This window comes from Helicobacter pylori, assembly GCF_014498195.1.
GTDB lineage: Bacteria > Campylobacterota > Campylobacteria > Campylobacterales > Helicobacteraceae > Helicobacter > Helicobacter pylori_DO.
Window position 1 is genome coordinate 1 of sequence record NZ_JACTGH010000004.1, and the last position, 12,049, is coordinate 12,049.

Consider the following 12,049-nt stretch of genomic DNA (forward strand, 5'->3'; position numbering starts at 1 on the left):
CAGTGGATGTGATAGCACCAGCACCACCGGCTCTGTTTGAAACACCTGCGATGATGATATTTTTCCACACCATAGAAACCTTGGCCTGTTCGATTAAATCCATAAGCTTTTGCGCGGTTTCAAGAGCGTTGCTTACGGTTGAATTTGGCGTGTTTGATGAGTTTGATGTTGAGTCTGTTGTGGTGCATCCGGATAAAGTGCAAAGATTGTTTGCTTTAGTGGTAGCGTTTTGTTGGGCTGCTTGGAGGTTTTCAGCGAGTTTTTTCATCTCATCATAAGTGGTTTGATTCATAGCGCAGTTTTCAATTCCTGAGCAGTTCTCTATAACCGTTTGAAAAGGAGGGTTACCATAGACATCAGCGGGTTGTTTAGTATCCTTATTACCCACAAAAAAAGTTAAGTAATTCCCTGCATAAAGACTCCAAAAACCCAATACCGAAGTGATAACGGCTTGCACGGCGTTGAAGATGGGCGATTGGGTGGTGCTGTTGTAGTTGTTGTTGGTGAAGCTTTTCAAATCGTTTAAAGAGCTATTGACCAGCTCAATGTTGTTGGCGTTTTGAATGCTTTGCTTCAACGAAGCCACTTGATTTAAATACTGGCTTAATTGCTCGTATTTTTCGTTTAAGTTTTTCAATTCGCCGGTGTTTTTAACCATTTGCACCGCTTCACCGATTTGATAGCCCACGCCCACAAAAAAGCCGTTGTCTTCAGCGTTTAAGAGCGATGAAGCGAGAGAGAGAGAGAGAGTAGAATTGTCTTTTTCATAAAATGTTCCTTAAAGTAATGTTTTTGTTGTAAGAATATCATGAAGTGATAATATATTTACAATGAACCTAATTTTACTATAAATTGATTGGATTTCAAAAAAAAAAAAAAAAAGATTTTGGAGTATTTTAACCTATTTATCTTTGAAGCGTTGATTTTTGTAATAAATGAAACCATCTTTTGAATTTTATAAGCAATATTTAATGGGAACGAAGCCACACTAAAACAAGAACGCGTAGCTGACAAAAACTTCTTTATTCCTAAAAACGCTGAAGTTTTGTCGGATCGTTTGTTGCTGCCACACATTGCTAAAGCCGAAGTTTTTCCAACTTTGCGCGCTCAAGCTATAATAAGGGATTTTTAACCCCACATTAAAGCGGTTGCGCTTGCCTATATACAAAGAACCCCCAAAATTCACAAAAAACCCCCCACCCGCTGCAAAAAATTTATCATCTTGATGGGTGTTTTGATTTTGATATTGAGAACTCCACAATATGGCGTATTCCACCCCACCCCCACCAAACACGCCTATTTTAAAAAACAGCATTTTTTCCGTTTTTAAAGCGAGTTTTAAAAGGGTGTCTATAGGGAGATTAACAAACACATTCACGTTCAAACCAAACGCCATGAAATGCCCATTATTGAAAAGGAAGTCTTGGGGGCTTGGGGTTTTTTGCAAAACTAAAGAGCCTTGAGCGTTTGAAATAGGATCGTAGGTTTTAATCGCGCTTGGGTTGTAATTGGCTTGGGATAAAAGGGTGTTACCCCCCACTTTTTGACCTAATTGCGCTTTAGCGTATTCTATATCCCCCCACACCCTTAATCCTAAAATATGGTATTTATCAAAAGCTATTTCATCGCCTATTTGCCCGGTATAAGATAGGTTTTTACCTCCCTGATAATGGGCTTCTAATTTCTCGCCATAACACACGCTACTAGGGCAAGTGGGGTTGTCTTTATAGGCTTGTTGCCACATGCTTGTGTGCACATTAGCCCCTGTGCCTAGCCTAAAACCCAAATAAATGTGGTTTTTCGTTTTAAAAAAAGGCGTTTTTTCAGTAGCATTGCCCCACAAAACCCCCAAACTCGCTAAAAAAATGAACGCTTTCAAACGCTTTTTTGATTCAATTCTACCCATAATGGCACTTCACTTTGCAACATTTCTTGATTAAAAAATTCCTCTATACCCTCTCGCATGCTCTTTATTTCTGTAAGGGTATTGACGCAGTTGCGAAACGCGCTCGCTTGCATTTCGCCCTTAGCGTAAGCATGCAAATTTTTCCTAAACATAACCACCCCCCTATCCCCATAAAACTCCACCATTTTATCAAAATGTTCTAAAACCAGATCCTTTTTCACGACTGCGGGCAATTTTGTGGTGTTGTTTCTGATTTGCCAAAATATCCATGGGGCTCTTAAGGCCGCTCGCCCTATCATTAGCCCATCCGCTTGCGTGATTTGCAAAACTTCAAAGGCTTTTTTCACGCTGTCAATTTCGCCATTGGCTATCACGGGCTTTTTTAAAATCTTTTTCATTAAAGCGATGCTTTCATAATCTATTTTGTCTTTTTGGTATTTGTCGCTTCGTGTCCTCCCATGCACCACCACATAATCCACCGGCGCGTCATTTAAGGCATGAGCGATTTCTTTAGGGATTTTCTTTTCAAAGCCTAAACGCACTTTCACGCTTGTGATCTTTTTATTGGTGTTTTCTCTGATGATTTTTAAAAGCTTCACTAAGTGGTTTAAATCCTTCAATAGCCCGCTCCCGTTACCATGATTAGCCACTTTAGGGGCAGGACAACCGCAATTAAAATCAATCCCACTCACATGATCTAAAGCGTTGATTTTCTCCACCGCTTCTTTGACTACGCCCTCTTTAGAGCCTGAAATTTGCACCATGAAATGATCTTCTAAAGGGGATTTTTCCAACATTTTAGAAGTTTTATCAAACGCATACACTAACGAATGCGAGCTCACCATTTCGCTTGTGGTAACATCCACGCCAAATTTTTTCACTACGCTCCTGAAAGGCAAATCCGTATAGCCTGCTAGAGGGGCTAGAAAAAGCCATTTTTTATTCTTAAAGTCCATCCGCTCTCATATCAAAGTTTTTTGCTGTATTTTGACACAATCAAGGTTAAAAAGCGCTTTAAAAATTAGCGCTTGATTAAAATGAAGCTCTTTTATAGATCCATTAAACTCTGTTTGAAACGGGTTAAAAAATCATGCGCTGGTTGTTTTAAAAACTCTGCGTATAAAACAGGCCGTAAGCGTTTAGGGATATCCAACCTCCTGGCTCTGTCTTTAAAATCCTTTGGCATGCTTAAAGTTTTTGGGGGTTTAAGAGCGATAAACACATGCTCTTTATCGCTTTCAATGATGAATTTTTGAGCGATTTCTAGGCTAAAAAAATGGCGTTTGATTTCTTCTTTTTGAGAAAAGCTCAATACATACCCCTTTTGTTTTAAGATTTTATCCACCATAAAAAGCGCATTTTGCGAACGCTTAAAAAAAGTGATCCCATGCCTTTGTGAAACGGGAATCAAAGGATAAAGCCGCTCTTTTTCTTGATCCAAAAATTTAAAACTTTGGACAATGCCCTTAGAATAATCTTGCATCAAGGCGTTAGCGTAATGTTTCCTGAAAAAATTGCGTTTGAATTTTAAAGAAGAATTAGAATCGTCTTCAAAAAATTCCCGATCTTTAGCGAGCGTTTTAAGGGTGTCTTTAGGGGTGTAGAGCAAGGGGCGAACGATCGCATAAGACCCTCTTTTTTCATAAGCTTGAAAGCCTAAAAGCGTGTTTAATCCGGCACCTTTACTTAATTGCATCAAAAACCATTCCAGTCTGTCATTCAAATGGTGCGCTAAAATCAAATGCTTGTAAGAATGCTCTTTGATTAGGGCTTCAAAAAAATCATAACGGATCTTTCTCGCTTGCATTTCAAAATTGCGCGCGATCTTTGGAGCGTAATGGATATAGCATTTTTTATGGTGTGTTTTTGCGAGTATTTGAGCGTGCTGGATGATTTCAAGGCGTTGTTTTTGCGTGTTATAATCCACTAAAGCGATGTCAAAAGCGATGTTTTCTCCAACTAAAAGATGAAACAAGCAAACAGAATCCAACCCACCTGAAAAACCCAATAAATTTTTCCCCTCTCTTAAAGGCTCTAAATAATTTTTAAAATCTCGCGCTGTCAAATCGGTGCTAAATGCATGCTGAATGGGTTGCACTTTTATGAAGTTTCCTTGTGGGTTAAAACGCCTTTGAGTAAGCTTGCGCCTTCTATGCCTAAAATCTCATTCCTGAGTTTTTCTACTTCATTCAAACCTGGAGCTTTTTGATGAACGGCTTTATTGCGGATGTTTTGAATGAGGCTTAGGCTTTTTGAAAAAGGATAATTGATGAATCTTTTTAAGTTTTCTTCTAAATGGCATTGGATTTTTTCGTGTTTGAGTAAAAATTTAACGCTCCCAAGATTAGGCTTTTGAGTGAAAAAATCTTTAAGCGTAAAAGATTTTCCTTGGACTTTATAAGCTAAATCATAAAGGCTGGGATCTTTTTTGCAAGCCTTTAAAAGAACTTGTTTAGCAAAAGTATAAATTTCGTATTCTAAGGTTTTGGAGTATTTGACGATGATGCTGGTAAAATCATTCAAAAGATCGTTTTCGCTTTGTAAAAGCTCTAATTCTGCATGAATGATGTTATTGATGCTATCAGGGTGTAAGAGGTAAAAAAGCCTTTTGCCAAAAACAAAACGCATGAAATTTTCTTGCATGGTTAAATATTCTTTGCTTTTATACACGCTCAGATAATGCTTTTCATCGCCTAAAAAATAAGAACGCTCTTCTTTTAGCCTCACCGGCAAAGGATAGACATAATTATTCCCATAAATGGCGTAAGTGTGGTTGTTTGGGGCGATGAAATTGGCTAGAAATTGATCCCTTAAAAGGCTAAAGTCTTCCCTGACTAATTCCCTTAAATCGCTGATAACAAAAAAGTCTTCCACTTCCAAATTTTTTTCTTTATAATAGCTAGGGATCAAACCCTCATCAATCTCTTTAGAAACCTTTATCACCTTAGCGGCAAATAAATTAGCGTAATCGGTTAAAAAAAGCTGCAAAAAATTTTTTTCATTGGTGGCTTTGTAAATTTCTTCTAAAGAGTCGTGCTTTTCTTGATCGTTGAGCTTTGATCGGATTTTACCAAAGCCCACTTGGGATTTTTCCTGTAAAACGCTTAAATGTTGTTGGATCACATCTTGTTGGTAGTAAGGGTTATAAAGGATTAAAAGGTGGTTCATGCCTTGTCTTATTTTAGGATTTTTTTGAGGTTTTGTTTGATCTCATCAGGATTTTGTTCGTATTCTTGAATGAGATCTTTTAAAATTTCAAACAATTCGTTAAAGTCTTGCGGGTGCTCTTTCTTAAACTTCACTACCAAGTCCAAAGCTTCACAAGCGTTATCCAACGGATCTTTACCGTCATTGAAAGCGTCTTTTATACCCAAAACCATCTTAGTAATGCGAGCGCTTTGCCCAGGGCTTGAAATGCGTTTGCATATAAAGCCTTTGAATGCGTTGGCAAGCTTAAAAGATGCGCAAATTTTAGAAAACATCGCCTTTCCTTTAAAAGATTTAAAACACCGCTTACTAGCCAAAAACTAGCAAGCGTTCTAGCGTTGGCGCATTCGGTATTTTAACACAAATTCAGTTCATGTCTCTTTTAGGCTCAACTTCTATAAAATCTTCGCCCTTGATAAAATCTTCGCCGGTTTGAATCCATTTTTCCAAACCTTGAGTGCACTCTTGCGTTTTTTTAACGCTTTCTTCGCATGCTTGGACGCATTTTTCCAGTTTCAACGCCATTGGGAAACATGTTTGTTTGAATTTGGTTTCATCATTGATGAGATCTAAAATTTCTTTTTTTTGATTGTCAAAATTGGATACCATTTCTTTTTTAGCTTCTTCAAGCTTTTGTTCTTTTTGATATTTGCTCCAAGAATCCCACACTTCAAAAGCAAGACCGATAAACGGTAAACCTTTGTTCAAATTGCCTGCCAAGTTTACAGCACCCCAAGGTTTGAATTTCAAAGCCAAATTTAGGCCCACCAATTTTCCCACACCCGCTATTGCGTCTCTAGCCAGTTTGATATTAGTTGCATTGATAAAACCGCTTTGTTTTAAAAGATCGATTCCAATTTTTCCAAACGCTCCGGCATGCTTTTCAAAAAAACTCATATCAGCGTTAAAACCAGTTTCAATTTTAGAAATTTCATTTACAATCCCTTGCGTTTGCCTTTCAAATTCATTTTGGACTTTTGTTTCTATATTGATACCTTTATCGCCTATTTCTCTAGTAACAACATCATTAAAGGTTTCTAGGCTGGTGCCAGAAACTTGAAGGATGAGATCGCTAAAATAGCTCGTTATAAATTCTCTTAAATTAATGCGGGCTCGAGAAATTTCGCCATTTAAACTTTGAATCTTCTTTAGCCTTTTCTCCATCGCTTTATTCAAATATTCCAATTCTCTCTTAACATTTTGTTGCTCTTTTTTTGCCAAGGGCATTTGCCTATAAACAACATCTTGAATGACGCTTTTTTTAGCTTCCTCTATGATGGTTAATTTCCCGCCATTTTCTTTAATCTTTTTTTGCGTCGCATCTTGCAAGGCTTTGATGTGTGAGAGTTTTTGGAATTCTTCTTGATGCTTTAGCCAGTGTTCCACCCCCAAATCAAAAGGGTTTGCCGCAACAGCGACAATAATCAAACTTTCTTTTTCTTCTTCGCTTAAAGAAATCAGATCATTCAGTCGGTTTTGAATGTTTTCTTTTTTGATTTTAAATCTTTTATAAATATTGTCCTGGATAAAAGATTGAGCGTCCTGAACAACCAATTCAAATCGTCCTTATGGCTGTCTTTGATGGGGTTTGACGGGTTGAGCGTGTATAAAATGAGATGGGCTTCGCTGACATATTTTTTTGTAATATCTTTATAGCGCTCTATTGTGCCGCTATCGTGTTCTTTCACTTTAAACCCAAATAGTCCCGGGGTATCAACCAGCTCAATTTCATTATCTATGTCATAGATTTTAACCGCATCGCTTGATTCTTTGTGGTCTATCTTCATGCTCTCATCCAAGCGTTCGATCCAAGCTGCCGCTATAGATGTTTTTCCTTCAGAAAAACCTCCCACCAACGCCACTTTCAGTTTTTGATCGGCAACATTTTCCATCGCATTATGGATCTTGTCTTTGAGAGACTCTTCAACCTTGATTCCGTATTCTTCCCCAGTATGGACAAAATCAAGTAATTTTTGAAGAATTTCTTGATTCCTCTTTTGATCTTTTTTAAATTGTTCTAGCGTTTCATTCATTGCGCGCTCCTTTGTTTTTTAATGTGGTTTTGATGCGATTATCTAAGTGCCATAAGTCTTCACCGGCCTTTATTAGCCCTTCCCTCATGCGCTCGTAACAAACAATAAGATCGTTAAAACTGGCTTTTAAATTCTCAATCATTTCAGATGCGCCTTTTTTATAACTTTCAATGCGGCTTTTCACAGCCTCTGCAATTTTTTCACAAACTTTATCTAAATTCTTATCCACTTCTTTTCTTTGTTGGGATTTTTTATAGTCTGAATCAAAAAAACTCCACACTGATTTAACTGCCCCAAATCCTCCTAAAACCAATCCTGCAATTAGTGCAATCCCACCTAATGGCGTCGCTAAAAGCAGAAGCAAACCTCCTATTGAAGCGAATAAGCCTATTTTATTAATACCGCTATCAATATTGAAACTAAAATCAAAACCACTATCAAAACCACTATCGGTGTTGATGCGACTTAACACTACTAGAGAATTTTTAATCCTCTCTTCAAATTGTTCAATATCTTTTTTCATCTCTTCAATGAATCGTTCCTTGCATTCATTAAAGTGCCGTCCTGTGTTTTTACGCAATTTTTCAGTTCTTTGTTTGTGCTCATTTTCAAAAATTTCTTCACATTCTTTATTTTCAATGTCGTCATCAATGCGCGCATGCATTTCTTCTCTAAAATCAGTTTTGAATCGCTCTATTTCTTTGGATACTGAATTGTTCAAATTGGATATGTATTTTTCTCTAGAACGATCCAGGTTGTAGCGAGCCTCTGGTTGCTTATCCTTTATTTCTTTGATAGTTGGGTCTATCTCTCTCTCAATCGTGGTTACGATCGTTTTTTGCAATTTTTCTATCACCTTTAAGGCTTTATTGCAGTTGGATTCTATGATTTTTTTGCGTGAGTTTTCAAGAAGCGCTTCGGTTATAAATTCTGCTAATGGTTTGAAATGGGATTGATACAATAATTCTCCTGCTTTAAAATCTTTTAGAAATTTTTGTTTCTTTTCATAAAAATCAGTCTCTGGGATCAAAGCCTGTGAAAGGCCATAAAAAGCCACTTGGGCGCTCACTGCTTTATAGCCCATGTAGTGTTTGCCTAAAATGTTTTTCATCTTTTTATTTAAAATTTTTAAGCTTTCTTTTTCGCTTTCATCAATAAGCCCATCTTTGAAAGCTCTTGGGTTGTTAATCGGTTTGTTGAAAATCGTCCATACCTCTGTTTGCAAACCGAGTTGTCTTTGGATTTTTTCAATCGTTCCCCTTTTCCCTTCTTCTCCTTTTTGCGGAGGATTAGGCGTTTTGGTAACATAAAAAATAGCATGGGCTTTTTGCGTTGCGTTAGAAATTTGATCGATCACTCTTTTTCATTGCCTTCTATCCCTGGAACATCCAGCAAAATAAAGTTTTGATGGTTGTATTGGAAAGAATAAGATCGTGTTTTTAAAGTGAAATCGCTCCTCCCATCGCCTATAGCCATTCCATCTTGCAATGAATGAAGTTCGTTTAAAACAGCCTGTTTGTTGCGTTCATCATTTTGATAATTGTTTTGGTAAGTTGAATAAAGCCGCTTGAATCGTTCTTGTTGAACCACTTTACTTTGTTCTTTAAAAAACAGCCTCAAACATTCAATAAGGGTTGATTTCCCCGCACCGGTTTCCCCATAAAAAGCAATGGTAAAATTTTCCCACTCTCCATTATTTTTCAAGCTTTCAAGCTCTTTTAAGCTTTCACGCTCTAATTTTTGAAACACCTCCAACGCTTCTTGGTTGAATTGCTTTAGTTTTTCATCTTTGTCATCAGCGTTTTTGAAAATACTCTGAAGTTCTTTAATGCTCTTTTCTACGCCAAGATAAATATTTTTCATTTTTGCATGCCTCAAGCGGATTTTTCTCGTGCATTTTAACAAAAAAAAACGCAAACCCACACGCTCCAGCCACGCTCCAGCCGCACTTTTAGCCTTATGGCTAGCTTTTAAAAAGGGCTTAAAACCTTAGCGAGTAAGATATTGTCTTTAAACGCGCTAGGCATAATCGTGTAATGCCCGGGTTTTAAAGGGGTGGTTAGTTCGCTGTCATTGATTAAAATTTCCCCATCCACTTCAGGCGCCCATCTCAAATCCCTTGCTTTGTAAAAATACTCGCCCTCTTTATTTTCCACTAACGCCTTAATGGGCTTATTCAACAAAGCCTTAAAAGAATGGTTTTGGTGTTTTAAAGCGATTTTATTCAAGGCTTTAATGCGAGCGTTGATGATTTTTTTAGGCACTTTCTCTAAAGAATAGGCATGCGTGTTTTCTTCCGCACTGAAAGCAAAAATATTCAATCTGTCAAACTGGAACTCGTCTAAAAACGCGCTCAATTCTTCAAATTCACCCTCATTCTCTTCTGGATGCCCTACAATGATCGTGCTTCTTATAAAGCTTTCTTTAACCTGCTTCATGGCATCTAAAAGCTTTAAATGGTGCGCTTGGCTGGAGTTACGGCGCATTTTTTTAAGCATGGAGTCGCTGATGTGCTGGATGGGCATGTCAAAATAATTTTGAAAAATAAGCGAGTCTTCAATCGCGCCAATCAGATCTAAAGTGGTGCTAGAGGGGTAGAGGTATAAAATACGCGCACTCTTTAAGGCTTGCTGTTTGTCAATCGCTCTAATGAGCTGGATCAAGCCGTCTTTTTGCCCCTTATCGTATAAAAATGAGCTAGAATCTTGAGCGATAAAAGTCATATCTTTATAGCCTTTAAGGGCTAGATCTTCTACTTCTTTTAAAATGGAGTCTAATTCCCTGCTTTGCAATTTCCCCTTAAAGCTAGGGATAGCGCAAAAAGAGCATTTTTGGTTGCAACCCTCAGAAATTTTAACATAAGCATGCACGCTCGATCCCGTGATGATGCGCGCGTTATAATGCTCGCTTAAAAACACTTGCTCGCTGAACTGGTTTTGTTTTTTAGCGATCAAAATATCAATCTTGTCATAATCCCCCACGCCGGTAAAAATATCCACTTCAGGGATCAACTCTTTGATTTCATCTTTATAGCGCTCGCTCAAGCACCCGCTCGCAATCAAAATCGCCCCCTCTTTTTTGTCTTTGGCGGCGTTGAGAATGGTTTGGATACTCTCTTGTTTAGCGCTTTCAATAAAACCGCAAGTGTTGATCAAAATCACATCAGCGTTTTTAGCGTCATCAGTGAGCGTGTAATTATAAAGCTTGCCTAACATCACCTCTGAGTCCACCAAATTTTTAGAGCAACCTAATGAGATCAGGCAGAGTTGTTTGTTTTCTTTAATTTGCATGTTAATGGCTTTTTAAGTTTTTCAAATCCACTTCCCAAAAGAAATCAATCCATTCAGGAGCGTCTTTTAAAAACGCGTCGGCTTTGTATTTCGCGCTTGTCTTTTGGAACAAACTCGCGCTATAAAATTTTTTATCAGGGTGTTTGTCTTGCAACACTTTAAGCACCGCTTCCAAAGAATTACCGCTATCTACGATTTCATCTACCACAAGAATGGTTTTTAAATGATCTTTGATCGTGGGGATATTTTCAATTTTTAGGGCGTTTTGTTGCTTGGTGGTGTCATAAGAAATCGCATTGATGCCATAAACTTCCCTTAAATCCCAGTGCAAACTCAAAAAATGCGTCAAAGTCATGCCCCCTCGCATCACGCACACAAGGGCTTCTGGGACACCGCAAATTCGCTCCACTTGTTTAGCTAACTCCAGGCTGTCTTTCAAAAAGGCTTCATAAGAATAATGCATTATAGTCCTTAAATTTCATAATATTGCTTCAAAAAGGTTGTATTCGCCATGCCGTCAAATTCCCTTAAATCCAAATCGTTTAAGGCTAATTCTAGGGCGTTTAAGGCGTAAGCGCTTTTATAAACAGGAATGATCCCCATGTGGTTGATGCGAATGAGCGTGTCTTTATAAGGCTCTTGACCGCCCGCAAATTGCACCTGGTATTTTTCTTTCAAAAGGTTTTTTAATTCTTTGGCATGCTCATTAACAATCGTTGTCATGCTCAAGCTCGGGCTTTTAGGGAAAATCTTTAAACCCAGCACTAAAACGGCTTTTTGAGTGGCTAAAGCGACTCGTTTAGTCTCCTTATAGAGCGCTTCAAAGCCCCCTAAATTCTGCACCAATTCAAAATAGCGTTGTAACCCTAAAGTGTGTAAAATAGGAGCGGTGTAGCTTGTGGTGTTGTTTTTTTGGTTTTTCAATTCGCTCTTTAAATTGAAATAAAACCCCACATCGCGTTCTTCTATGCGATCAATTGCCTTTTGGCTCAATGCGACTAGGCTCATCGCAGGAGGCAGCATGAACGCTTTTTGACTCCCTCCAATGAGCGCATCAATATGCGTTATTTCTAAAGGCTCAACCCCTAAAGCGGTGATAGCATCTACAATTACAAAAACATTCGGGTTAGTTTCTTTGATCGCTTGAGCGATTTTTTCTACAGGGTGTCGTAACCCCCCACTGGACTCGCATGCTTGAATGCAAAACGCATCAATGTTAGGGTTGGCTTTAAGCGCGTTTAATATCCCATCCACTTGAGCCGGCGTGTCCCATTCATAGACTAATTCATTAGCTTTGATAGAATGGGCTTTAGCGATCTTGCCAAACCTTTCGCCAAACTTGCCCGCATTAACAAAAAGCAACTCTTTTTGACACAACGAAACCACGCTCGCTTCCATAGCCCCCGTCCCGCTGCTACTTAAAAGCAAAACTTCTTCTAAACCGGTCATTTTTTTCAAATTTTCTCGCACGCTTTGGAAAATCTTTTCAAAATCTTTGGTGCGGTGGTGGGGCATTGGCTGAGAAAAGCTTGAGCGCATCTCTTCGCTAATGGCTACAGGGCCTGGAGTGAAAAGCAACATTTTAAAATTAACCTTTAATTTTTGAGAGAATT

General features: G+C 38.3%; 8 protein-coding genes and 3 pseudogenes. All 11 read right to left on the reverse strand.

Annotated features, from left to right (window positions below):
- Positions 1–768: pseudogene (locus H7N67_RS02590) on the reverse strand (SabA family sialic acid-binding adhesin); the annotation flags it as partial.
- A 220-nt stretch (positions 769–988) separates the two neighbouring features.
- The gene (locus H7N67_RS02595; RefSeq protein ID WP_187938957.1) at positions 989–1,906 is read right to left on the reverse strand and encodes an outer membrane beta-barrel protein; all 918 of its coding nucleotides are present in this window, start codon (positions 1,904–1,906) and stop codon (positions 989–991) included.
- Entirely contained in the window at positions 1,876–2,862 is a 987-nt protein-coding gene (locus tag H7N67_RS02600; RefSeq protein WP_187938958.1) for a tRNA dihydrouridine synthase, read from the reverse strand. The genes H7N67_RS02595 and H7N67_RS02600 overlap by 31 nt, the downstream gene beginning before the upstream one ends.
- Before the next feature lie 92 nt (positions 2,863–2,954).
- Positions 2,955–3,971 (reverse strand): tRNA lysidine(34) synthetase TilS, encoded by a 1,017-nt coding sequence (gene tilS / locus H7N67_RS02605; protein WP_187939026.1) that lies wholly within the window; start codon positions 3,969–3,971, stop codon positions 2,955–2,957.
- 35 nt (positions 3,972–4,006) lie between these two features.
- Positions 4,007–5,074, reverse strand: coding sequence for an HP0729 family protein (locus H7N67_RS02610; protein ID WP_187938959.1), 1,068 nt, complete (start codon positions 5,072–5,074; stop codon positions 4,007–4,009).
- An 8-nt stretch (positions 5,075–5,082) separates the two neighbouring features.
- The gene (locus H7N67_RS02615) at positions 5,083–5,334 is read right to left on the reverse strand and encodes a hypothetical protein (protein ID WP_332258177.1); all 252 of its coding nucleotides are present in this window, start codon (positions 5,332–5,334) and stop codon (positions 5,083–5,085) included.
- A gap of 145 nt (positions 5,335–5,479) precedes the next feature.
- Positions 5,480–7,146: pseudogene (locus tag H7N67_RS02620) on the reverse strand (LeoA/HP0731 family dynamin-like GTPase).
- Positions 7,139–9,009, reverse strand: a pseudogene (locus H7N67_RS02625) (hypothetical protein). The pseudogenes H7N67_RS02620 and H7N67_RS02625 overlap by 8 nt, the downstream one beginning before the upstream one ends.
- Before the next feature lie 107 nt (positions 9,010–9,116).
- Complete coding sequence (gene rimO / locus H7N67_RS02630) at positions 9,117–10,436, reverse strand: 30S ribosomal protein S12 methylthiotransferase RimO (RefSeq protein ID WP_187938961.1); 1,320 nt, start codon at positions 10,434–10,436, stop codon at positions 9,117–9,119.
- A 1-nt stretch (position 10,437) separates the two neighbouring features.
- Positions 10,438–10,899, reverse strand: coding sequence for a phosphoribosyltransferase (locus H7N67_RS02635; protein WP_001948992.1), 462 nt, complete (start codon positions 10,897–10,899; stop codon positions 10,438–10,440).
- Positions 10,900–10,907: 8 nt separating this feature from the next.
- Positions 10,908–12,017, reverse strand: a complete 1,110-nt coding sequence (locus tag H7N67_RS02640; protein ID WP_187938962.1) for a pyridoxal-phosphate-dependent aminotransferase family protein — start codon at positions 12,015–12,017, stop codon at positions 10,908–10,910.
- Between the last annotated feature and the right edge of the window lie 32 nt (positions 12,018–12,049).